The following is a 21,838-nucleotide window of genomic DNA, read 5'->3' as shown; positions in this document are numbered from 1 at the left end:
GGTCCGCAACGCAGTTGCACAACGTCATTGCTGCAACGCGGAACGTAAACTGTGTTAACAGTCCGTTCCCGCCAATCCGCCGCGGTTGATCCCGATCAACGCCGATGCGCTCCGGTATGGCGAGGCTCGAATGAAGGACCTTGGAGACCGCCTTGACCCAACCGCAACGCATGAGCGCACCGACGCTGTCCACCTACTCCCCGCGCGGGCTCGCGCTGCTGCGCGATCCGCTGCTCAACAAGGGGACCGGCTTCACCGAGCAGGAGCGTGATGCGCTGGGACTGCGCGGCTTCCTGCCTGCCGGCGTGCTGTCGATGCAGGCCCAGGCCGAGCGGATCCTGGTCAACCTGCGCAGCCTGTCCAACGATCTCGAAAAGTATGTCGCGCTGAACGCGCTGCACGATCGCAACGAGGCGCTGTTCTTCCGCGTGGTCTGCGACAACATCGACGAGATCCAGCCGCTGATCTACACGCCGACAGTCGGCCTGGCCTGCCAGAAATACGGCCTGATCTTCCAGCGGCCGCGCGGCCTGTTCATTTCGGCCAATGACCGCGGACGGATCGCGGAGATCCTCGCCAACTGGCCCTATCGCGCCAAGCTGATCGTCGTCACCGATGGCGAGCGCATCCTCGGCCTCGGCGATCTCGGCGCCAACGGCATGGGCATCCCGGTCGGCAAGCTGTCGCTGTACTCGGCCTGCGCCGGCATCCACCCCGAAGAATGCCTGCCCGTCATGCTCGACGTCGGCACCAACAATGAAGAGCTGCTGGCAGATCCCTATTACATCGGTCTGCGCCAGAAGCGGCTCACCGGCGACGCCTACGACTCGTTCGTCGACGAGTTCATGACGGCTGCGCGCGCGGCGTTCCCCGGCGTGCTGATCCAGTTCGAGGACTTCGCCAATCACGCGGCCTTCAAGCTGCTGCACAAATATCGCGACGAGGCCTGCGTCTTCAACGACGACATCCAGGGCACCGCGGCCGTGGCGCTTGCCGGCCTGTTCTCGGCGCTCCGCATCACCGGCGGCAAGCTGCGCGACCAGACCGTGCTGTTCCTCGGCGCCGGTGAGGCGGCGACCGGCATCGCCGATCTCGTGGTCTCCGCCATGATGGCCGAAGGCCTGCCAGAAGCCGAAGCCCTGCGGCGCAACTGGCTCACGGACTCGCGCGGCCTCGTCATCAAGGGACGCGACAATTTGCACGGCCATAAGCTGCGCTATGCGCATGAGCAGGCGCCGATCGGCGACTTCCTGACCGCGATCAAGACGCTCAAGCCGACGGCGATCATCGGCGTGGCTGCGGTCGGCGGCGCCTTCACCCCTGAGGTGTTGCAGACCATGGCAGAGCTCAACGAGCGTCCGATCATCTTCGCGCTCTCCAACCCGACTTCGAAGGCCGAGTGCTCTGCCGAGGCAGCCTATCGCCATACGCAGGGGCGCGCGCTGTTCGCCTGCGGCAGCCCCTACGATCCGGTCAAGCTCGACGGCAAGACCTTCGTGCCGCGCCAGGGCAACAACTCCTACATCTTCCCCGGCGTCGGCCTCGGCGCCATCGCAACCGGCGCGCGGCTGGTGACCGATGAGATGTTCATGGCCGCCGCGCACACGCTGGCGAACTGCGTCACCGGCGCCGATCTCGATCAGGGCAGTCTGTACCCTGCCCTGCCGCGCATCCGCGAGGTGTCGGCGCAGATCGGCGCAGCCGTTGCCGGCGTGGCCTTTCAGAACGGACTCGCCGCCGGACCGGCCCCGAACGACCTGCTCGGCTTCGTCGAAGCCAAGATGTACGACGCGCGCTACTGATCACGCGCGCTACTGATCATGATGGTCCGGATGCCTCGCGTGACGCGAGGCATCCGCTCTATGGCTCCGGAACGATCGCGTTGGTCGGCGTCGGCCGGTCCGTGATCTGCTGACCGAACAGGCTGGCGACCAGTTCGACCGCGACCCGCGCGGTCTTGCCGCGTTCGTCGAGGAACGGGTTGAGCTCGACGATATCGACCGAGCGTACCAGGCCGGAATCGTGCAGCAGCTCCATGATGAGATGCGCCTCGCGATAGGTGGCGCCGCCCGGCACGGTGGTGCCGACTCCCGGAGCCACCTCCGGATCGAGAAAGTCGACATCGAAGCTCAGATGCAGGACGCCGTTGCGGGCCCGGACCTTCTCGATCAACCGCCGCAGCAGCACGCCGACGCCGAACTCATCGATGGCGCGCATGTCGGCGATGCTGACGCGCCGCAGCCGCAGCAGCTCCTTCTCGGCCTTGTCGACCGAGCGGATTCCGAACAGCTCCAACTGGTCGGGGCTGATGCTCGCGCGCGCTTCGTCGCCGAGCAGGCCGTCAAGTCCGGCCTCGCCGCACAGAAATGCGGCGGACATTCCGTGCATGTTGGCGGTGATCGTGGTTGCCGGCGTATTGTAGTCGGCATGCGCATCGAGCCAGAGCACGAACAGCTCCCGGCCGCTGTCGCGACAATGGCGCGCGACGCCGTTCACCGATCCCATCGACAGCGAGTGGTCTCCCCCTAAGAACACCGGGATCGCGCCGGTCTGCGCCAGCTCATAGCTGCGGCGCGTCAGGATCCGTGACCAGCGCTGGATCTGCCGATAATGCTTGGCGTTTCCCGGAGGCTCGTCGCTGAGTTCGCCGATCTCGGCAATGCCGACATCGCCATAGTCGATGACGTCGAGGTTCAGGCTTTCCAGCACGGTGACGAGGCCCGCCGTGCGCAAGGCCGCCGGCCCCATCAGCGTGCCGCGTACGGACGCACCGAGATCGATCGGAGCGCCGAGGATGGCGATGCGTTGCGGCGGGGCCGGGTTTGAGCGATCCATGAGCGATCCTTTTTGATCGGGCCGACTCTAGCGGTTTCGGCGCGCGAATGCCGTGCGCGACAACACCGATCCACCGGATTCCGCACCATGCACCTCCGGCCGAGGGAACCAATCGCCCGAGCCAGCATTTTCCGGAGCGTCACGTCTCCCATTGGCCGGAGCGAGACTGGTGAAGCAATCCGGCCGATCAGCGTCGAGAAGGCTACCAAAGTGAGCAGCGAAACGTTCGAAACTCCTCCGCAGCCGGGCGTCGCCGAACGCGCGCTCGATACCGCGACGGACATGTCACGCACCCTCGGCGAGGTGGTCGGCACCTTGAGTGCGGCCGTGGACCGGCTGAGCGAAGTCGCCAGGGACGCGCGACGACCCGGGACCGTGCTGTCGACCGTCAGCGCGGTCACGCGCGAAGCGCCGATCGCGAGCCTGTTCGTCGCCTTCCTGTTCGGTGTCGCCGTCGCCCGCCGGCGCTGACGTGCTCAGAACAGCCGCGGCCCGCGCCGATCGAGCTGGGATTCCCAGGTCAGCAGCGTGGCCGCGGCGATCATCATCGCAATTCCGACCACGCTGATCGCGCATTGCATGGCAAAGCCGCTCGCCACGTCGGTCAAGATGACTTGCCCGAGAAAAGCCAGCAGGACTCCCAGACAGTAGATCGAAAGCGAGTTCTCGCCGCATCTGATCATCGCGGTCATCAGCGGCCGGATCGGACCTCGCCATTCCGGCGGCGCCAGACGCGACACCACCAAGGCCAGCGCCAGAAAGTGCAGCAACCGGACCGGCGCGAGGTGGCTCTTGTAGATTGGATAGATCAGACCGCTTACGGCCGACGGAATCAGGCTCTCCAGCACCTTGAACTCCCAACTCAGGGCCATGAAGAGGCTGAAGGCGAGATAGGCGAGCGCGGCAACCAGCAGTGTCCGCGAATCGAGGATCGGACGCAGGCTCCTGGTCCCGACAAAGCCGTACCAGGCGCCGATCACGAACAGGAACTGCCACGCGAATGGATTGAAATAGAGCTCGCCGCTCGGCCACGCCGGGACCTGCCAGCTGAACAATTGCACCATCATGTACACGACGAACGAGAGGGCGAGCGTCAGCGTCGCGCTGCTCATCATCGCGAACAGCACGATGGGAAAGCAGATGTGCAGGATGGCGAACGTCAGGAGAATATCCGTGTTCACCGGTGCGAACTGCAGCATCGCGACGTGCAGCAGGGTCGGCCCGGGCTCGCGAAAGAAGAAGCCCGTGTTGGTCTCGTCGACGAAGCGCGTGCCGCCGCCGACCGCCCAGACCAGCGCGGCATAGGCGAGCAGCAGCACCAGGAATGCCGCGTAGATCTCCCAGGCGCGCCGCAGCGCGCGCACCACCGTCGTCGCCCAGCCCTGCGTCGGCAGCGCCCCCCCATAGGCCAGCATGCAGGTATAGCCGGAGATGAAGACGAACACTTCGGACGTGTCGCTGAAGCCGTAGTTGCGCAGCGTCAGCCAGGCCAGCGAATTATCGGGCACGTGGTCGATGAAAATGAACCACAGCGCGAGCCCACGACACGCGTCGAGCCTGAGGTCGCGATGCACCTTGCCGGTTTCAGAGACGCGATCCGCGGTCGACGGCTCTCGATGCGCGACACTCAACAGCGGCCTCTTCCCGTCGAGCGAACCGTCTTTGCGAAGCTCATTCTAGACCCCTCGTGAGCGACGGCCACCCTGCACACTGCATCGGCAGCGTACATCGTTCAACCGTCTGGCCCGCTGCGCAGCGCGCGCCCGCCGGCGCGGCGCATCCTGCAATCCTCCAGCACAATCCGACCTGGTATTCCACCGGTGCACAAAACCGGGAATCCAGGAATGACGCACGTCATCCGCGCAACAGCGGAACATTACCGGGACCGAGGTGTTAACCAATTTGCCTTTGCGGCTCTGGCAATTGTTCCAGTCCCGTAGTTGCCCGGATTGATTGTAGGTTCGGAAGACGTTGACTTGGAGTGGAAGTATGAACAGGGGGGTTCCGTGATCCACCGAGGTGTCCAATATACGGTCGTGGCGACTGCTGAACCGGACATTTGGGAATGGCGGTACGAGTTCGGTGACCAGATCAAAACCGGACGCACCCAAACCAGGCTCGCCGCGCTCGCCGCGCGCCGCGTGAAATCGAAGATCGATGCCGCCCTCCGCGCGGCCCAGACCGGTTCCGTTACGCCGGTCAATGTGGCGGAACGTTTGGATCTCGCCAAGGCGTCGCACGGGCTGACCTGACACATCCCTCTCCGCCTCCTTAGGGCCAGCGCACCCGCGCCGGCCCCATTCGTCTGTTGAGACAGATCAAGGCGTGAACGCCCGGGTTTGTCATGTTCAGGCGATGGAAACTCTCGTTTTTCGCTGCTCCCAGACGGGATCGAACGTGCAGATCGGATTGGCCGTCCCGGCCATGGCCGACGAGTTCGACGCCTATGAAGCGGTCGCGTGCCCCGCGTGCGGCCGCATGCACCTCGTCAACAGGCTGAGCGGAAAGACGCTGAGCGACAGGGAGGGCCGGACATGTCCTACATTGCCGAAGAACTGACGGTCGTCCCCGTGCCGGACTCGTCCTGGCTTCGCCGGCTCCGCATGCTCCTGAAAGCGATCGTCAGCAAGATCGACCTGTCGCACTTTCCTAAGTCGTGCTGCAACTAACGTCGATACGCTCCTCGGCGGGGCGAACGTCCGCCCCCATGAGATGCCCGCGTGCGCAGCCGACACGATGTCCATCATCCAACAGACCAATGATCGGAGTGTCTTGATGCGCGCCCTGGTGACGAGAGTTATGGCGATCGCGGTCGCAACCGCAGTGACGACATCGGCAAGAGCCGCTGATGCAGATCACGGGGCCGATCTCGCCCGTCGCTGGTGCGCCTCGTGCCACCTGATCGAGGGAACGCAGAAGCAGGCCAGCGCCGACGTCCCGTCCTTCGCCCAGATCGCGCAGAAGGCCGACTTCACCCCGGAGAAGGTTGCCTTCTTCCTGCTCGATCCGCATCCGAAAATGCCGAGCTTCCCGCTCAATCGGCTGGAGGCGGCCGACATCGCCGCCTACATCGGCACGCTGCGAAAATAGCGCGCCTCATACCTGTCGTCGTGCCGGCGGCTGGCTCGCCGCCGATCTCCATCGCTGCGGGTCCCGGTTTCGAGACGGGCGCTTGAGACTCAGCTCTTCGGCTCGGTCGCCTTGGTCGCGGCCGACATGATGCTCGACGTGATCGTCTTCATGTGCTCGCCGGCGTTGGTGAACTGACTGCGCAGAAACTCGGACTGGATCCGCATCGCCTCTTCGAGCTCAGTGGCGTGCACCAGCTTCCGGGCGTGCTCGAATGCCGTCTTGATGTTCTGCTCGGTCAGGGTAAGCGCCTGCTTGGACATGTCGGCGGCGGGTCCCGGAACCGTACCGATCGACTTGCCGGCGGCATCGAAGAACATCTCGAAGGCCCTCTCGGCCTGGGCAATCGTCTTCTCCGCAAGGTCTCGCAGCTCCGCGGGCACTTCCAGTTTGGTTTGGGTCATCGTTGCGTCCTCCACGAGCGACCCAACTACCACATTCGGCTTTCGGCGTCCCCGTGCAAATGCACAGGTCGGGCACACGGCAAAGGACCTCAGAGCGCTGACAGCCGCTCACGCGCAATCTGCAGCGAATACTCGATCGAGGCGAGATGACGGTCATAGATCCGGCGCATGCGCTCGTCCGTGACCATGTCGGACAGTTCTCGCGCATGTTGCAGAGCAAGGTCGAGCAGGATCACCGTCTTCCTGATATCCTCTCGACACTCCGATGTGCCGGAGTGAACGACCTCGAGCCGAACGGTGCTGGCAACCGCGACCGCAAGCTCCCGACGAGGTACCGCGACGTGTGGCGACGGCACGATCTTCTTGCGGAAGGGAACGATGTTCGTCATTGGCCTCTCCCCGCTTCACGCAAGGATTTGCATCTAATTTTCCACTTTCATACGCGCAGCATTTTACGGAAGCCTTAGAGCGATTGCAGACGGCACGGCCGTTCCGGTCCGACCGTGGGCGCCTCGATTAACCGCAATGCAAGCCGAAAGCCGCGAACCGCGGCGAAACGGCTGAGATATCCCGGAATCGGGGACGACGCCCTCAGCTCGAGAACCGCCGCCGATACTCCGACGGCGACACACCGAGATGCCGCAGGAACGCCCGCCGCATGCGCTCGTCGTCGCCGAAACCGGCCCGCTTGGCTACCTCGACCACGCTATCGACCTGGCGGCTTTCCAGCAGAAGGCGTGCCGTCTCGACCCTGAGCGCCTCGACGCCCTGGGCGGGCGTCATGCCGGTTCGCCCGACATAGGTGCGGGCAAAGGTCCGGGGCGTCATGCCGGCCTTCGCCGCCAGCGTCTCGACGCGGAGGTCGCTGGCGATGTTCTCGATGATCCAGGCATGCAGCGCACTGAACCGCCCCTCGACGTCGGACGCCTGCGCGGCGAGCACGGTCGAGAACTGGCTCTGACCGCCGGGACGCTTGAGAAACACGACGAGGCGGCGCGCCACGTCGAGCGCGATGGTGTGACCGAAATCCTCCTCGATCATCGCCAGCGCGAGGTCAATGCCGGCACTGACGCCGGCTGACGACCAGATCCGGCCGTCCTGGACGAAGATGGCGTCCGGCTCGACCTTGACGTTGGGGAAGCTGTCCTGCAGCCGCGGACAGTAGCGCCAATGTGTCGCAGCCCGCTTGCCTTCGAGCGCCCCCACCCACGCGAGGGCAAAGGCGCCGAGGCAGACTGAGGCGATCCGCCGCGCACCCGGGAGCACTTCGCCGATCCAATGCATAGCGGCTGTATCCTGCCGCAGCTTCCAGATGCCAGGGCCGCCCGGAATGAGCAACGTATCCACCTCGGTCGGCTTCAGCGACGAGATCGGCGCAGTGTCGATCATCAAGCCGACATCGGTCGGCACCAGCCCGCCATCCCTGGACACGTAGGTCAGCGCGTAGCCGGGCGCCGGCAGCTCGATCTCGCTGAGTTCGGCGAAGACCTGCGCGGGACCGGAGACATCGAGCAGAGTCACGCCGGGAAACGCGAAGATGGCGAGCCGCCGCTCCGCGCCGTCGCGGCGCACCGCAAAACGCCGAGCTGAGTTGGCAGATTTCGAGGGCATATTGTCCTTTAAGCCATCGAATAGCGGCCTGTATAGCTCGACGTGCAGTGCTGGAGTTCACGCGATGTCGCGAAACCTGGATGGCCGCTATCCGACCATCGCCTCGCCCTGGGACGACTACACCGTCTACAGCTTTCACGACGCGTCGCAGATCCAGGCGCCGGATCGGCAGCCGATCATGGATGCGATGAATTCGATCATTGCTATTAACTGGAAAGCAATCGAACCGCACTGGACCGCCGCCTCTTCGCCATTCGACAGCAAATACAGCCTCGTTCTCGTCTACGATCATATCGGCTTGGTCGCCTTCTCCGTCTATCGCGTGATGACCGTCGCGGGACGGCTGGCGATCTATCGCAGCGGGACCGAAGTGCTGCCGGCGCATCAGGGGCGTGGCCTGTATGGATTCTTTACGTCGCAGATCCTCAAGCATCCCGGTGCTGTGAGCGATGAAGGCATTCTGTACGGTTGGCGCACACGCAATCCGATCGTGTGGGCCGCCAACGCCAAGATCTGCGAGAAGGTCGCCCCGTCGCTGCTCGGCGAACCGGCCGATGCCGCGTTGCAGGCAGCCTGCGTCGAGATGTGCGCCACGATCTATCCGGGCAAGCCGCTCGAGGTGCCCGGCATGATCATGCGCGGCGCCTACGGGCACATCCAGCATATCAAGCAGGACTATCACGGCAGAGCCTCCCTGGTGGAGACGGCGATGTCCCAGATCATCCCGAACTCGGCCGACGCGCTGTTCTCCGTCGGCTATGCGAGGCTGTGATGGCGGTTCTCGGACATCAGGCGGTCGCAGCGTCACAACCGAGATTTGCCGATCGCGCCTATATCGCGTGGGGGACGGTGGCGTTCGCCTACGCCATCGCCTTCCTGCAGCGGATGTCGCCGCAGACCGTGGGCCTCGGCTTCGTCCGTGATTTCGGCACCGACGCATCCGGCGTCGCGATGCTCGCCTCGAGCTACTTCTGGGGCTACACCCTGATGCAGATTCCTGCGGGCGTGCTGGTCGATCGCTACGGCGTCAAGCGTGTCGTCCTTTGCAGCATGGCCGCGTCCGCGCTCGGCAGCGCCGCCTTCGCGCTGTCGCCGACGCTGTTCGATGTCTTCATCGCGCGCGTCGTCGTCGCCTGCGGCGACGCGCTGGTGTTCACGGCGCTGTTGAAGCTCGTGGCTCAAAGCTTCTCCGATCAGCGCTTCGGCCTGATGTCCGGCATCTCCCAGGTGTCAGGCTATGCCGGCGGCGTCATCGCGACCACGCCGCTCGCGGCTGCGATCAGCGGCTTCGGCTGGCGCGCCTGCTTCCTGTTCATCGCCTGCGTCGGTGTCGCCAATCTTGCCTGCGCATCCACAGTGCTCAAGGCTGCGCCGGCGAACAATGCCGCCAGGACGCTCAAGAGTGTGCTGATCGCGAGTTGGCACGCGCTCGGATCGGCGGCGAACTGGGGCTGCGCCATGAGCTTCGCGGCGCATTTCGCGGTCGTCACGACGCTGGCCGGCGTGTGGGGCATCCCGATGGTCGCCCATTACTTCGGCCTCTCGTCCTCGGCGGCCGGGGGCCCGCTGCTCGCCTTCATGGTCGGCAATGCGGTCGGATCGATCTTTCTCGGTCACGCGGCAGACCGGACGCGGTCGCTGCACGGAGCGCTGATCGCCATCACCCTGTTGCGCATGCTGCTCGTCGCACTCCTCCTGCCGGCCTTCGCGCATGCGCTCGGCTTCTTCTATGTCGGCGCGGTGTTCGCGGTGCTGGGCCTGGTGGCCGGCGGCACCGTGCCGCTGATCCTGAAATGCACCAAGTCGCTCTATACGGCGGAGCGCATCGGCGTAGGCGCGTCGATCAACACGACCACCGCCGGCGTGTTCGCCGGTCTGGCGCAGCCGGTGATCGCGCTTGCGATGGTGGCGGCGAGCGGCCTCGGCGCGGACGCCGGCGGCAGCCTGCGCACGGTGGCCAGCGACGGCAGCTACGCCGCGCTGATCGAGATCCTTCTTTTGATGTCGCTTCCTGGACTGCTCGGGCCGCTGATGATGAGGCACAAGTTGATACTTCGTACTTAAATCATAAGAAAACAGAGAGGGTCAGTATGTCGCGTTTGTACTTGAGAAAGGACGAAGTCCGATCCGGCCACGCAGCCGGGAGCTGGCAAAGCGTCCTGTTTTCTGAATTCGAAGCTCAGATGAGCAGCGAAGCAAGACCCTTTCCTTGCGTGTTCGGCGTCGCGGGCTATCGCCACGATCAGTTGCGCTATCTGTTTCTCGACCCGATCGACATCGACGTTCTCGGCCAGCAACTCGCTCTATTCGTATCCGAGAGCAGATCTCACGGGCCCAACACGTCGCTGATCCTCTTCACCCGGCCGCGTCCGGTGCAGACGATGGACGCCTACTACAAGAAGTTCTGGCAGATCCTCGATCAGCTCGCTCAGATCGACAAGCAGGCCTGGCCTGCAGAGATTCCGGAGACGGTCGACCATCCGATGTGGGAATTCTCGTTTGCGGGCGAACCGATCTTCGTCGTCTGCAGCACGCCGGCGCACGTGATGCGGCAGAGCCGACGCTCGAGCGCTTTCATGCTCACCTTCCAGCCCCGCTGGGTGTTCGAGCGCATGCTCGGCACGGACGAAGCCGCGGCCAAGGCCTTCGATGAGGTGCGCAAGCGGCTGATCCCGTTCGACACGACGAGGCCTTCTCCCCTGCTCGGCCGCTACGGCAATCCGGAGGGCCGGGAGTTCAAGCAATACTTCCTCTACGACGACAACCAGCCGCCGCCGGCCTGTCCCTTCCACAAGCTGGCCCAGGGCAAGCCATCGTCCATCGGAGACAAGGAGCAAGCCGCATGACCCAGATCATCGCTGCAACGAAAACCGATTTCGCGATCGATCCCGACATCCTCGCGCTTCTGCCGAGCCAGGGCTGCATCGAGTTGCAGCACGATGCGGCCGGAAAGGTTCACGCCTTCCACACCCACCCGGTCGACGAAATCCTCGTCGTGATCAAGGGACGGCTGACGTTTCGCTGGGAGGGCGGCGAGCGCGTCTGCACCGCCGGTGACAAGATCCTCTTGCCGGCTGGGACGCTGCACGAATCGGAAGCGCTTGACGATGCAATCTACGCGATTGCTACGCGGCCACCCGCATCTCTTGCTTGCAGTCAGGAGACATAGCTTCAGGAGAGAGGACAGTCCGTTTCCGGACGAGGGGCGGAATTCAACCGCTCGACCATTTCGATCACTTCGATGCGCTGGCCCGGAGCCAGCTTCAGGAAAGCCTTCAATAGACGAAGGCTCTCCACGGCTTCGCTCGATGGGGCTCCGAGCTTGGTGTGCAGCTCCGCGATGAATGTGGGATTCTTCATCTCGCACCTTTGGCAGGAAACAGTAATGCCAGTCCTTAGCAAACGTGAAGGCCTTGCACGCAAGGTAGATACTGCAGCAATCGAGGCGGAGAGTCTCGGTCTGACGACTGCGACGCTGATCCTCAGGATGGCCCGGCTGGAAATCGACCGCGCGGAACCCGAAGAGGTAGAAAGTATGCCAGTGAACAACTCCTGCAGCAAGCCGAACTGACCGATAGGTTGAATTCGGCGGCGCAATTTGAGCTTTGTGGCAGTTTCCGGCTAACGACGCCAGGGGAAACGGTCATTTACCGAACGCAACAGGGGAATTCCGGCAGCGGTAAGCTTGTCCTCCACATTAGAGGTCTTCTATAGTTTGGCCCTGGGGGAGCATGGGGGCGGGTCCTGCGTCGGGTCCGCCCCCGCTCCCGCACGACAGCGGCTGCGGGAAGACCATGCGCACTTACTATTTCGATATGAAGGATGGCATTCCAACCCGGGACCGGACCGGCCTGGAATTCGCGACAAGTGCGGGGGCCATCGAGCACAGCCGGGATTTGGCCCGGCGGTTGCGGCACGATCCCCGCATTACAGACCGCAGGCTTTCGATCGTCGTGGTCGACGAGTCCGGCGCGGAAATTCACCGCGAGCCGGTCTATCCAGCAGCGGTGAAGGCGAGCCTGTCCTGATTTTTCCGGGCCCGTCGGCGCGCAAGAGCATCCGGCAGAAGTCACAACCTTTCGTAGAATTTGGCGCCACGGTCGCAACTTATCAGAGCATCTCGGCGGCCTCGAATCCGCAATCACCGCCACTGCTGGTCATCGCGCTGCACGTGGCACCGAAGAGATCGAGCAGCCGATCGCGAGCATCTATTGCTGCTTTTCCCAGAACGACAGCAGTCCCTGCGAGGCTGAGCCGCCGATCACGCAGGGAATGCCGACCGCGACCTGCCCCAGCGCAGCGGCCGAGACGCATCCGAGCGCCAGGGCCCCGACCCCAAGTTGTCCCCAGAAATCCATGTTGCGCCGGGCATCGGAGCCCTTGGTCTTGAGCTCTTCGACGGCGGCGACGGCATCCTTGCGCACCGCACCCAACTGCACCGTGTCGGCAGCCTCCACGACTTCCCTCAACGGCTCCTTGACGGGTCCTGACTGACGCGCCAGTTCCTCGCGCAGATAGTCGCGCAGACCGGCGTCACGCACCGAGTAGCTGGCGAGCGTGTAGCGCGCCATGCTGCCGACGGTGAGCTTGTCGACGGTGTCGCGGCTCTTCGCCCAGGGCAGCATCTGCACGATGCGCTGGATCGGGATGCGCGAGCCGGTTGCGAAGTAATAGCCCCAGAGGATGTCGAGCAGATCCTGGTGCGTCGCGTAGCTCAGCCTTGTGTCGAGCTTGCGCTCCTCCTTCTTGAACGGATTCTGCGTGAACGCGCCGCGCAGCTTGTCCATCATTCCCGGCTTCGCCTCCTCCAGCGGAATCTCCATCAGCGTCGGCTGCGTGCCGCTGAGATAGCCGTCGATCATCACGCGGCGCCCAGGCATCCGCGGCGCCACTTTGCGCAGGAGGTTGCGCCATTCCGGCACGCCTGAATAGGCGATGGCCCGGACGATCACCCACTCCTCCTCCGGAGGCACAGGAAAGAAGCTGTTGATCAGTTGCTCGGCCTTGGCCGGATTGGAGCCGATCGCCCCCGCGATGAAGCCGAGATAGATTCCCGAATTTTCCGGCTCCTTGAAGGTCTGCGAGTGGAATAGCACGCGCACGGCAGCCGGCACGTGAGCATAGTCCGGCTTTGTCCGATAATTGTAGATCCACTGCTGCACGACGCCGAGCGAGGCGCGCGGGTCGATCTCCGGAACGATCGCCGCAGCCAGGGCCGATTGCACGAAGGTACAAACAATGAGGGCCAGAGCGATCGCACGCATGGTCTGTTCCCACCTGGTTTGCGACGCCAGCGCCTTGCCGGCGCCAGCAGATGTCGAACGATGTTGACTGGCGTTTGAATCGACTCTGCGTCGATTCTGCGGCCTCCATCGGTTCCGATCCACTGGCGCTTTCGCAGGCGTGATTCATGGCCCGCAAGTCTCCATGGCCCTGACATGATTTGGCCGTCCGCCCGCTCTTGCATCCTGCCGATGACGAGCAGGCAGGACGCAGAGACATGACCGCCCGGGACGATCGTCTCCCTGCCTCCGGCAGATCGCGCAGCAGCAGAATGCTGTTGGCGGCACTGGCGGCAACAACGTTTCAGTGCGGGACGGCATCAGCGGAAACCCTTGTCGTAGAAGGCAATCGGCGCGTCGATGCCAACACGGTGCGCTCCTATTTCCATGCCGATGCCAAGGGACGCTACGACGACGCCGCGCTCGACGCGGGATTGAAGTCGCTGATTGCCACGGGACTGGTGGACGACGTGAAGCTCGCCCGTACCGGCGGCCGGATCGTCGTCCGCCTCCGGGAAGCAAAAGTGCTCGATCGCGTCGTCTTCGAAGGTAACAAGAAGGTGAAAGACGCCGATCTGACAGCGGCCGTTCTATCGAAGCCGCGCGCGGGTCTGCGACGCGCGACCGTACAGGGCGACGTCGTCCGCATCATCCAGGCCTACCATCGCGTCGGACGTGACGACGTCCGGGTCGTGCCGGAAATCATCGATCGCGGCAACGATCGCGTCGATCTGGTCTTCACCATCACCGAAGGCAAGAAGACGCCGGTCCGCGCCATCAGCTTCGTCGGCAATCATGCCTATGGCGCGCGTCAACTGCATGCCGTGATCAAGACCTCGGCGACCCACGTGCTGAGCTTCGTGACCGGCGGCAACGTCTATGACGCCGATCGGGTCAATGAAGATCGCGAGCTGCTGCGGCAATACTATCGAAGCCACGGTTATGCCGACGCCGAGGTGACGAATGTGAGCGTCGACTACGATGCGGCGAACAGCGGTTACAATCTCGTGTTCTCGATCGAGGAAGGCGGGCTCTACAAGTTTGGAGCAATCGACGTCGCATGCAACGTGCAGGGTCTGTCCTGCGACAGCCTGCGGGCGCTGGTGCCGGCGCAGCAAGGCGACGTGTTCGACGAGAGCAAGCTCGACAAGACCTCGGAGGTGCTGACGGCCGAACTCGGCAGGCTCGGCTTTCCATTCGCGCAAATCGAGCCCAAGATCACCCGAAATGCTCCGGCAGGCCTGGCCGACATCACCATCCAGGTCGAGCAGGGGCGGCGCAGCTACGTCGAGCGCATCGAGATTCACGGCAATACGAACACCCGGGACGACGTCATCCGCCGCGAATTCGATATCGGTGAAGGCGACGCCTACAACAGGACGCTGGTCGATCGCGCCGAGCGGCGCCTGCGCAGCCTGAACTATTTCACGACCGTCAAAATCACCACGCGGCCGGGATCGACGCGGGATCGTATCGTGCTGGACGTCGAAGCCGTTGACCAGGCCACCGGCGACTTCAACGTGTCCGGCGGCTATTCCTCGACGGACGGACTGCTCGCCGAGGTCAAGATTGGCGACCGCAACGTGCTTGGCACAGGCAACACGGCGCAGGCGAAATTCACCTACGGCCAGTTCGCGCGCGGCGCCACCCTGTCCTTCACGTCGCCCTATGCGCTGGGCCGGACAACACCCGGCCTGGAATTGTTCGCACGCCAGAACATGGTGAGCAACTTCCAGGCGTTCGGCAGCAATACCTATGGCGGCGCTCTCACTCTGGGCATGCCGGTCAGCGAGCAGACCGCCATGCTGTGGCGCTACTCGCTCTACGACCAGAAGGTGGTGCTCGCGCCTGGGATCTCGCCGGCGGCGGCTTCGTTGCCGGTGCGACAGGCGGTCAATGCGGGACGGCAGACCGTGTCCTCGCTCGGCAATACGATCACCACCAGCACGCTCGACAACAACAAGTTTCCCACCAGCGGTATCCGGTCACAACTGACGCAGGATCTCGCCGGCCTCGGCGGCGACGTGCGCTTTTTGCGGACGACCGGAGACGTCCGCTACTACCGCGCCGTCAATCGGGACTTGACCGCGATGGTGCGCGCCCAGGGCGGCTACATCACCGGATGGGGCGGCCAGCAGGCGCCGCTTCTCAATAGCTTCTTCGGCGGCCCCACCATGGTGCGCGGCTTCGCGCCCGGCGGCTTCGGTCCGCGCGATCTCACGCCGGGATCGACGCGCGACAATGTCGGCGGCAGCATGTATTGGGCGACCACCGCGGAGCTGCAGGGCAACATTCCCGGCCTGCCGCAGGAGTACGGCCTGCGGGCATCCGCCTTCGTCGATACCGGCACCGTGTTCGGCTATCGCGGACCAATGCAGAACGCGCAGGTCGCGAACCGGAACGTGCTGCGGTCATCGGTCGGCGTGGGCATGACCTGGGCCTCGCCGTTCGGGCCGCTCACGGTCGATTATGCGGTTCCGATCAGCAAGGCGCCCTACGACGTGGCGCAGCCGTTCCGCTTCAGCGCCGGCGGCTTCTAGGCGAAACGCCGGCGCCCGGACGGGCCTCATCGCCGCAGCATCCGTTCAGTACGGATGGTAGTAGTGAACGCGCGGCCCATAATATGGGTGGCCGTAGTACGGATGGCCGTAATAGGGCTGCGGTGCATAGTACACCCTCGGCTGCCCGTAGTAGCCGGGTCCCGCATAGTACCCCGGCCCATAGTAGTAGTCGTCGTCGTGCTGATGCGCGGCAATCGCGCCGATCGTACCGATCATCGCGCCCATGATGGCAAGGCCGGCGGCGGAGTTGCCCCGGTAGACACGACGATGGCGTCGACGCGCGCTCAGATCCGTGACGTCGCTCGAAGCCACCTTGGCGACCGCTGCCTTGCTGGCCGGGCCAGCCCCCCGCGCGGCGGCCGGCACCGGCTCGGCCGCTGTGAAGGCGATCGCCGCGACAGCTGCAAGCGCGGCCTTGCCGCCGGATGAACGGAACAGATAGTTACCTGTGAACATGGCATCCCCCGTCACTTCGCGCGTCTCTGATACGACAAGCCGAAGCAGGCAGCTTGACCTGCGTCAACAAGGGCTTCAACCCGGGACGAACAGCTTTTCGTTTGCACATGAGAGTGCTTAGACTCGGCTCGCGCCACCTGGTTCAAATCTTCGCCGCAATTATTTCAAGCGCTTTCCGCGAACCGAAAGCCACCTGCAGACCACCAAAGCCTGCGCGCTCAGCGACGACGATATGATGACGAGCAGGAGACCTCATGACTTCATTGACCCGCCCCATGTTCGGCGCTCTCGCCATGCTGGCGTTGACTGCGTCCGCCGCGCTGGCCGAGGAGGCCAAGACGTCCTTGTTCAAGGTGGTGACGGTCAAGGACGAGATCGTCATCGGGTTGACGGCCGACGAGATGAAGACGATCGGCGGCAATGATGCCGGTGCGATCGCGCACGCGCTGTCCCAGAAGGGCGATCTCACGGCCTGGCAGTACAATGTCCATCGTGGACCAAATGGCGAGCTGCAGATGGCTCCGTCGGCCAAGATCGCCCTGCTCGCCCATGCGTCGCTGCGGGTCGAGCCCTACAGCACGACGTACACCGTCGCGCCGCATCCCTGAACGCCGGACACCTCGACGGAGGAGGCGACCGGCGCTCGCTGCGCTGGTTGGAGATGCCTTTAGGTTTCGCGCCGCGGGCTCGATCGCGGCGTTTGCCCAGGCCGGAGCGCCGTGCGCTCCGTCGCAAGACCGTATACCACCGCCAGCCGGTCCAGGCACTCCTTGAAGCGGCGGGCGAAATAGTCGTTCCAGCGTTGGCTGGCCAGCCCGCGCTTGTGCCCGACCTGCTCCATGGTCAGACCTTGCACCAGAACGTCATGGGTGATGGCGGCCCCATCAGCGCCAAGCTCGCGCTCGGCGCGATTGAGACGCAGGACCGCCTGCCGCTGCGCTTCAGTGACCGGCTCGCGTCCGCGCGCGCCATCGACATGGTCGCGCGACGGGTCGATCGCCTGCGGCCCGCGCTCGGCCCGCTCCCAGTCGTTCTGAAACGCACGTCCGGCCTGGTACTGGGCGTCGTCGAGCTGCTTGTGCGCGTGCAGCCGTCCCAGCGGATCGCCGCGCACGGAGCGCAGCGCGACGATTTTTTCACCCGGTTCGAGCGCGAGGGGATCGTCGATTTCGACCGGAACGACATCCGCGTTCCGCGGCAGCTGGGCTGCCCGGCGGTCGTGCGTCTTGGCCATACGAATGGATTTGCTGCGTCGAGGGCGCGCCATGTCTCGTCTCCGGAACTGTGAAGGAAATCAGGTCTGTGGCAGGGACTGCGTCTCAGACCGCGTCTCACGCGGCGGCGACGAGCCGCAGGGTCAGAGGGCCCGTCGGCCGGTCGGTCGCCGGCTCGGCGGGCTCACGCGTGAGATGAAAATGCGGCGTGCAATAGCAGGAGCCGGGCTGGCGAGGATGACCGCAGAAGGTGATGGGATCATCATCGCGGTCGCCGCCATAGGGGTAGCGGCAATCGCCGGGCTCGAGCTGGTCGAGCGACAGCAGCCGCGGGCTGATGCCGACCGAGCGCAGCTTGACCCGGGTCTTGCGCTGCGGCGCCGACACCGGCCGGTCCGGGGCCTCGGCGCGTCGATGGCGGGTTCCCGACGCCGCCGACATCGGCCGGGCTTCGGAGCGAGCGATTCTGGGGGCTGCCGGCGCGACGAGACCGAGCCGCTTGCCGCGGCCGAGCGTCGCATTACGGGTATAGGCCGTACCGAACTGCGCATTGAGCGCCCGGGCGATCTCGGCGTAGGAGAGCCCCCTGGCATGGAGCTCGCGGAGCGCGCTGGAATGTGAATCGGGCCAATCGGTGGACTGCATTCTTGCCTCTTTCTTCTGGATTTCGACCGCCGGCTCTTGCATGCCGGCTTAATTTCCGTTATTCCGAAGGAAAAGTCAAGCTTGAGTTCTGATAAATCGAAACGTATAATCCTTTCCGAGATTCGCAAAAGGGGTCAATGCCATGTTGGACGTCGCCATGATCGAGCGTGCACTCGAGAAGCCGGGAAAAACGAAGGGAGGGCTGGCCCGCGCCATGGGCGTGCGGCCCGGCGCCGTCTCCGAGATCCTCGGAGGCCAGCGCCTGATCAAGGCCGCCGAAATCCCGCTGATCACCGAATATCTGGAGCTGAACTCCGTTCCGATCATGGGCCGGGTCGGCGCCGGCTCGGTGATCGAGCCCGATTTCGAGCAGGTGCCGCTCGAAGGCATGGGCGAGGTCGCCCTGCCGTTCCCGATCTCCGAGGAGACCATCGCCTTCGAGGTCATGGGCGATTCGATGCTGCCGAAATATGAGAATGGCGACGTCATCGTCGTCTATCGCGAACAGCGCCATCCGCTGTCGAGCTTCTACGGCGAGGAGGCCGTGGTGCGCCTCAAGTCCGGCGAGCGCTATCTGAAGACGATCGAGCGCGGCAAATCGCCGTCCGTGGTCAATCTGAAGAGCTTCAACGCCAAGCCGATCGTCGGCGTCAAGCTGGACTGGATCGGCGAGATCTTCGTGACCCTGCCGCGCGGCCAGATCTCGCGGATCCGCGCCAAGGCGGCCGCCAAGTCACGCGCCCGCGCGGCGAACAAGGAACGTTGAGAAAGAATGCGCGAGGAGGACCTCGGGCCTCCTCGCGCGCGGTGCCTGAGACGGCAAGACGATTCGCCTTGACATTTTCTTATTTTCAGAAATAATGCAGCGGCCGATTTGGTCCGGAGGCGAACTGGCGCTTCATGCAGTATTTCGTCGTGATGATCGACTATGGCCGCCGCGGGCGCGAGGCCGTCGTCGATCCTGAACTGACCCGGCGCGACGTCGTCGCGCGGGTCGCGTCGGGAGAGTATTCGAACATTAGCTTCATTCACGAGATCGTCGGCCACTCGGTCGCGGACATCACGCGCGACGTCATGTCCGAAGCCGCAGTGCCGGAGATCGACGGGCAAGACGCCGATCTGCAGGCGGCCCGGTTCGACCACCTGCGCGATCTGCGCAAGCACGAGCAGGTCTGATCGAAGGACGTCCCTCCGCGCGAACGGGCGGGGGCGGCTTCATCAGGCGACGCCTTGCGGACGCCCCGCTGTGAGCTCAGACGAGCAGGACAGTGGATCCCGTCGTCTTCCGCCCGGCGAGATCGGCGTGGGCGCTGGCGGCTTCCTTGAGAGGATAGGTCTGGTTGACCTCGATTTTCACCGCGCCCGACTTGACGACATCGAACAGCTCATTGGCCATCGCCACCAGGCTCTCGCGCTTGGCCGCATAGGTGAACAGCGTCGGCCGCGTCACGAACAGCGAGCCCTTCTGGGCGAGGAGCCCGAGATTGAGCGGATCGACCGTGCCGGAGGACTGACCGAACAGCACCGCATATCCGAGCGGCGCAAGACAATCGAGCGACTTCAGGAACGTATCCTTGCCGACGGAATCATACACCACCGGCACCTTTTTGCCGCCCGTGATCTCGTTCACGCGCGCGACGAAGTCCTCCCGCGTATAGACGATGGTGTGGTCGCAACCATGCGCCCTCGCCTGCTCCGCCTTCTCGTCGCTCGACACGGTGCCGATGACGGTCACGCCGAGATGCTTGGCCCACTGGCTGAGGATCAGGCCGACGCCGCCCGCGGCGGCGTGCAGCAGAATGGTGTCGCCCGCCTTGACGCGGTAGGTCTGCCGGATCAGGTACTGGGCGGTCAGCCCCTTCAGCATCATCGCTGCCGCGGTCTTGTCGTCGATCTCGTCGGGCAGCTTGAGCAGTTGCGCAGCCGGGATCAGCCGCGCCTCCGAATAGGCGCCGAGCGGCGACGAGCCATAGGCGACCCGGTCCCCCACCTTGAGATCGGTGACGCCCTCGCCCAGTTCCTCGATCACGCCGGCCCCTTCGCTGCCGAGGCCGCTTGGCAGCTGGACCGGATAGAGCCCGGAGCGATTGTAGATGTCGATGAAGTTCAGGCCGACCGCGGTTTGACGGATTCGCGCTTCGCCGACACCGGGCTTGCCGACCTCGACCTGCTCCCAGGTCAGGACCTCTGGGCCGCCGGTCTTGTGGAAACGAATGGCGTGGGTCATCTGCTGTCCATCCTCCCTTGTCGAATTGCGCTTGTGCAACTGCGCGCTCTCGCGCCCTCGGCTGCACCGCCGAAGTTTGAATCCGTAGCCGCAGTCGGTTCGGTTTGGCAATCGGCTTTGCTGCGCCTGCGCGGCAGCCGAGGAACCACGCTCGCCGTTCCAGCGTTCTCCGGCGAATGCGGAGGACAGGCTGATGCCGCCGAAAAGACGCAGCGCCGTGGCCAAGCCGGCCATCCTGATCGAGCTTGCCTGCCACACCTTCATGGGCGCCGCGCTGGGGCTCGGCTTCGCCTTCGCGCTGACCCAGCTGGACGCCTTCGGCATCTCGACGCTGATCGAGCACAGCCTCGACCCGCACATCACCTTCATGATCTTCGTCGGTGTGCTGACGTTGTCCTTCACGGTCGGCGCCACGCTGACCGGCTTCGTCTTCACGATGATGGAGGAGCGATAGTCCGCCAGCCTCGCCCCGACTTCATCATCTGTCATATGCGCGTCGTGCGAACGATGCACATGGAGGGCAGCGGCGACCCGCGCGGGGGGTGACGGAATGACCGGACTGTTTCGCGCAAAAGCTCTGCTTGTCCGGGACGCAGGTCCGAGGCCGCGCGCGTCCGCACGACCGAGTGAGCCGTTCCCATGAGCGGCTGGCTGTTCCTGCTCGCAGCCGGTCTGCTCGAGATTCTCTGGGCGCTCGGCCTCAAGCATTCCGATGGTCTGACACGGTTCTGGCCCACCGTCGCCACCGTGATCGCGATCCTGCTCAGCTTCGGGATGATGTCGCTGGCGCTGCGCTCACTGCCGTTTGGCACCGCCTACGCGGTATGGACCGGGATCGGCGCGGCCGGCAGCATCCTTGTCGGCATGGCCCTCTACAGCGAGCCGGCCGATCCGATGCGGCTGTTCTGCCTGACGCTGATCATCACCGGCATGGTTGGACTGAAGCTGAACTCGCCGGCCTGATTCCGCCACTGGCTTCCGATGCGAGCGAAACAACTCCACACCGCCGAACAGGAAGAGCGCAAGCAGGAACGGCAGCAGGTGATAGAGAACACGAAAGATCAACAGCGCCGCGAGCAGCCGCTCCTGATCCGCGCCGGCGAGCCCTAGCAGGATTGTCGCGTCGAACAGCCCGATCCCGGCGGGCGCGTGACTGGCGAAGCCGAGCAAGGTCGCCGCGATGAACACCGCCATGAGCCTGACGACGCCGATGTCCAGTTCGGCCGGGATGAGCACATACATCGCGAGCGCCGCGCTGCTCAACTCGAACACTCCGACCAGGATCTGCAGCAGCACCGCCGGACCGGATGGGAGACGAACCGGCCAACGCCGGCTGCGCCGGCCCGGCCAGCTCCAGATCACGAAGACGAACACGGCGCAAAGCAGCGCGGCTGCCATGCCCCGGTTGAGCGCGGGCGGCCAATACTCCACCCATCCGAACGCATCCGGATCGATCATCAGGCTCAGGCCGAGC

The 21,838-nt window shown here is 64.4% G+C and carries 28 protein-coding genes; 17 read left to right on the top strand and 11 right to left on the bottom strand.

Going from position 1 to position 21,838, the window contains the following annotated elements:
• Positions 1-170 precede the first annotated feature (170 nt).
• Positions 171-1,802, top strand: a complete 1,632-nt coding sequence (locus ACQR1Y_RS07775) for an NAD-dependent malic enzyme (RefSeq protein ID WP_434876667.1) — start codon at positions 171-173, stop codon at positions 1,800-1,802.
• A gap of 58 nt (positions 1,803-1,860) precedes the next feature.
• Here the strand turns inward: ACQR1Y_RS07775 and rocF are convergent, their stop codons facing one another.
• On the bottom strand, positions 1,861-2,835 hold the full coding sequence (gene rocF, locus ACQR1Y_RS07770; protein WP_434876421.1) for an arginase: 975 nt from the start codon (positions 2,833-2,835) through the stop codon (positions 1,861-1,863).
• Between the two features lie 210 nt (positions 2,836-3,045).
• On the opposite strand from rocF, the gene ACQR1Y_RS07765 reads away from it, so the two are divergent.
• Entirely contained in the window at positions 3,046-3,306 is a 261-nt protein-coding gene (locus tag ACQR1Y_RS07765) for a hypothetical protein (RefSeq protein ID WP_434876422.1), read from the top strand.
• Positions 3,307-3,311: 5 nt separating this feature from the next.
• Here ACQR1Y_RS07765 and ACQR1Y_RS07760 read toward each other — a convergent pair whose 3' ends face one another.
• Positions 3,312-4,466 carry an OpgC domain-containing protein gene (locus tag ACQR1Y_RS07760; protein WP_434876423.1) on the bottom strand — a complete coding sequence of 385 codons (1,155 nt, stop codon included), beginning with the start codon at positions 4,464-4,466 and terminating at the stop codon, positions 3,312-3,314.
• A 375-nt stretch (positions 4,467-4,841) separates the two neighbouring features.
• On the opposite strand from ACQR1Y_RS07760, the gene ACQR1Y_RS07755 reads away from it, so the two are divergent.
• The 3 genes from ACQR1Y_RS07755 to ACQR1Y_RS07745 all read left to right on the top strand — a co-directional run bounded on the left by ACQR1Y_RS07755 (position 4,842) and on the right by ACQR1Y_RS07745 (position 5,925).
• The gene (locus ACQR1Y_RS07755) at positions 4,842-5,087 is read left to right on the top strand and encodes a hypothetical protein (RefSeq protein WP_434859595.1); all 246 of its coding nucleotides are present in this window, start codon (positions 4,842-4,844) and stop codon (positions 5,085-5,087) included.
• A gap of 282 nt (positions 5,088-5,369) precedes the next feature.
• The gene (locus tag ACQR1Y_RS07750; protein WP_434876424.1) at positions 5,370-5,504 is read left to right on the top strand and encodes a hypothetical protein; all 135 of its coding nucleotides are present in this window, start codon (positions 5,370-5,372) and stop codon (positions 5,502-5,504) included.
• 106 nt (positions 5,505-5,610) lie between these two features.
• Positions 5,611-5,925, top strand: coding sequence for a c-type cytochrome (locus tag ACQR1Y_RS07745; protein WP_434859341.1), 315 nt, complete (start codon positions 5,611-5,613; stop codon positions 5,923-5,925).
• 89 nt (positions 5,926-6,014) lie between these two features.
• Here the strand turns inward: ACQR1Y_RS07745 and ACQR1Y_RS07740 are convergent, their stop codons facing one another.
• The 3 genes from ACQR1Y_RS07740 to ACQR1Y_RS07730 form a co-directional block, all read right to left on the bottom strand.
• Positions 6,015-6,368: a phasin gene (locus ACQR1Y_RS07740; RefSeq protein WP_434876425.1), complete on the bottom strand. Its 354-nt coding sequence runs from the start codon at positions 6,366-6,368 to the stop codon at positions 6,015-6,017.
• Positions 6,369-6,457: 89 nt separating this feature from the next.
• Positions 6,458-6,757 carry a hypothetical protein gene (locus ACQR1Y_RS07735; protein WP_434859339.1) on the bottom strand — a complete coding sequence of 100 codons (300 nt, stop codon included), beginning with the start codon at positions 6,755-6,757 and terminating at the stop codon, positions 6,458-6,460.
• A 202-nt stretch (positions 6,758-6,959) separates the two neighbouring features.
• Positions 6,960-7,979: a GlxA family transcriptional regulator gene (locus ACQR1Y_RS07730; RefSeq protein ID WP_434859338.1), complete on the bottom strand. Its 1,020-nt coding sequence runs from the start codon at positions 7,977-7,979 to the stop codon at positions 6,960-6,962.
• Positions 7,980-8,043: 64 nt separating this feature from the next.
• Between ACQR1Y_RS07730 and ACQR1Y_RS07725 the strand changes: the two genes are divergently transcribed.
• The 4 genes from ACQR1Y_RS07725 to ACQR1Y_RS07710 all read left to right on the top strand — a co-directional run bounded on the left by ACQR1Y_RS07725 (position 8,044) and on the right by ACQR1Y_RS07710 (position 11,148).
• Positions 8,044-8,751: a hypothetical protein gene (locus ACQR1Y_RS07725; RefSeq protein ID WP_434876426.1), complete on the top strand. Its 708-nt coding sequence runs from the start codon at positions 8,044-8,046 to the stop codon at positions 8,749-8,751.
• Complete coding sequence (locus ACQR1Y_RS07720) at positions 8,751-10,043, top strand: MFS transporter (RefSeq protein ID WP_434859336.1); 1,293 nt, start codon at positions 8,751-8,753, stop codon at positions 10,041-10,043. The genes ACQR1Y_RS07725 and ACQR1Y_RS07720 overlap by 1 nt, the downstream gene beginning before the upstream one ends.
• Positions 10,044-10,162: 119 nt before the next feature.
• Positions 10,163-10,825 carry a YqcI/YcgG family protein gene (locus tag ACQR1Y_RS07715; protein ID WP_434859335.1) on the top strand — a complete coding sequence of 221 codons (663 nt, stop codon included), beginning with the start codon at positions 10,163-10,165 and terminating at the stop codon, positions 10,823-10,825.
• Positions 10,822-11,148: a cupin domain-containing protein gene (locus ACQR1Y_RS07710; RefSeq protein ID WP_434859334.1), complete on the top strand. Its 327-nt coding sequence runs from the start codon at positions 10,822-10,824 to the stop codon at positions 11,146-11,148. Before ACQR1Y_RS07715 ends, ACQR1Y_RS07710 begins: the two co-directional genes overlap by 4 nt.
• A 2-nt stretch (positions 11,149-11,150) precedes the next feature.
• On the opposite strand, the gene ACQR1Y_RS07705 is transcribed toward ACQR1Y_RS07710, so the two are convergent.
• Positions 11,151-11,339: a hypothetical protein gene (locus ACQR1Y_RS07705; RefSeq protein ID WP_434859333.1), complete on the bottom strand. Its 189-nt coding sequence runs from the start codon at positions 11,337-11,339 to the stop codon at positions 11,151-11,153.
• Positions 11,340-11,364: 25 nt separating this feature from the next.
• Between ACQR1Y_RS07705 and ACQR1Y_RS07700 the strand changes: the two genes are divergently transcribed.
• Positions 11,365-11,550 (top strand): hypothetical protein, encoded by a 186-nt coding sequence (locus ACQR1Y_RS07700; RefSeq protein WP_434859332.1) that lies wholly within the window; start codon positions 11,365-11,367, stop codon positions 11,548-11,550.
• 223 nt (positions 11,551-11,773) lie between these two features.
• Positions 11,774-12,007 carry a DUF6894 family protein gene (locus ACQR1Y_RS07695; protein ID WP_012028945.1) on the top strand — a complete coding sequence of 78 codons (234 nt, stop codon included), beginning with the start codon at positions 11,774-11,776 and terminating at the stop codon, positions 12,005-12,007.
• 180 nt (positions 12,008-12,187) lie between these two features.
• Here the strand turns inward: ACQR1Y_RS07695 and ACQR1Y_RS07690 are convergent, their stop codons facing one another.
• A complete protein-coding gene (locus ACQR1Y_RS07690; RefSeq protein ID WP_434859331.1) occupies positions 12,188-13,243 on the bottom strand; it encodes a hypothetical protein in 1,056 nt (351 codons plus the stop codon).
• Between the two features lie 290 nt (positions 13,244-13,533).
• Between ACQR1Y_RS07690 and bamA the strand changes: the two genes are divergently transcribed.
• Positions 13,534-15,801 (top strand): outer membrane protein assembly factor BamA, encoded by a 2,268-nt coding sequence (gene bamA, locus ACQR1Y_RS07685; protein ID WP_434876427.1) that lies wholly within the window; start codon positions 13,534-13,536, stop codon positions 15,799-15,801.
• A gap of 45 nt (positions 15,802-15,846) precedes the next feature.
• Here bamA and ACQR1Y_RS07680 read toward each other — a convergent pair whose 3' ends face one another.
• Positions 15,847-16,278 (bottom strand): hypothetical protein, encoded by a 432-nt coding sequence (locus tag ACQR1Y_RS07680; protein WP_434876428.1) that lies wholly within the window; start codon positions 16,276-16,278, stop codon positions 15,847-15,849.
• Between the two features lie 254 nt (positions 16,279-16,532).
• Here ACQR1Y_RS07680 and ACQR1Y_RS07675 point away from each other — a divergent pair, with 254 nt between their 5' ends.
• The gene (locus tag ACQR1Y_RS07675) at positions 16,533-16,886 is read left to right on the top strand and encodes a hypothetical protein (RefSeq protein WP_434876429.1); all 354 of its coding nucleotides are present in this window, start codon (positions 16,533-16,535) and stop codon (positions 16,884-16,886) included.
• A 59-nt stretch (positions 16,887-16,945) separates the two neighbouring features.
• Here ACQR1Y_RS07675 and ACQR1Y_RS07670 read toward each other — a convergent pair whose 3' ends face one another.
• Complete coding sequence (locus tag ACQR1Y_RS07670) at positions 16,946-17,545, bottom strand: DUF6456 domain-containing protein (protein WP_434876430.1); 600 nt, start codon at positions 17,543-17,545, stop codon at positions 16,946-16,948.
• 64 nt (positions 17,546-17,609) lie between these two features.
• On the bottom strand, positions 17,610-18,137 hold the full coding sequence (locus ACQR1Y_RS07665) for a GcrA family cell cycle regulator (RefSeq protein WP_434859327.1): 528 nt from the start codon (positions 18,135-18,137) through the stop codon (positions 17,610-17,612).
• A 142-nt stretch (positions 18,138-18,279) separates the two neighbouring features.
• Between ACQR1Y_RS07665 and ACQR1Y_RS07660 the strand changes: the two genes are divergently transcribed.
• Together ACQR1Y_RS07660 and ACQR1Y_RS07655 are read left to right on the top strand one after the other, a co-directional pair.
• Complete coding sequence (locus ACQR1Y_RS07660; protein WP_434859326.1) at positions 18,280-18,903, top strand: LexA family transcriptional regulator; 624 nt, start codon at positions 18,280-18,282, stop codon at positions 18,901-18,903.
• A 134-nt stretch (positions 18,904-19,037) separates the two neighbouring features.
• On the top strand, positions 19,038-19,313 hold the full coding sequence (locus tag ACQR1Y_RS07655; RefSeq protein WP_434876431.1) for a hypothetical protein: 276 nt from the start codon (positions 19,038-19,040) through the stop codon (positions 19,311-19,313).
• Between the two features lie 76 nt (positions 19,314-19,389).
• Here the strand turns inward: ACQR1Y_RS07655 and ACQR1Y_RS07650 are convergent, their stop codons facing one another.
• Entirely contained in the window at positions 19,390-20,364 is a 975-nt protein-coding gene (locus ACQR1Y_RS07650; protein WP_434876432.1) for a quinone oxidoreductase family protein, read from the bottom strand.
• Between the two features lie 193 nt (positions 20,365-20,557).
• On the opposite strand from ACQR1Y_RS07650, the gene ACQR1Y_RS07645 reads away from it, so the two are divergent.
• Both ACQR1Y_RS07645 and ACQR1Y_RS07640 read left to right on the top strand, forming a co-directional pair.
• Complete coding sequence (locus tag ACQR1Y_RS07645; RefSeq protein WP_434859324.1) at positions 20,558-20,818, top strand: hypothetical protein; 261 nt, start codon at positions 20,558-20,560, stop codon at positions 20,816-20,818.
• 185 nt (positions 20,819-21,003) lie between these two features.
• Positions 21,004-21,327 (top strand): DMT family transporter, encoded by a 324-nt coding sequence (locus ACQR1Y_RS07640; protein ID WP_434876433.1) that lies wholly within the window; start codon positions 21,004-21,006, stop codon positions 21,325-21,327.
• Positions 21,328-21,838 lie beyond the last annotated feature (511 nt).

Origin of the sequence: Bradyrhizobium sp. HKCCYLRH3099 (assembly GCF_051167855.1) — a bacterium.
Lineage (GTDB): Bacteria > Pseudomonadota > Alphaproteobacteria > Rhizobiales > Xanthobacteraceae > Bradyrhizobium.
This window is presented reverse-complemented; position numbering and strand designations above follow the sequence as displayed.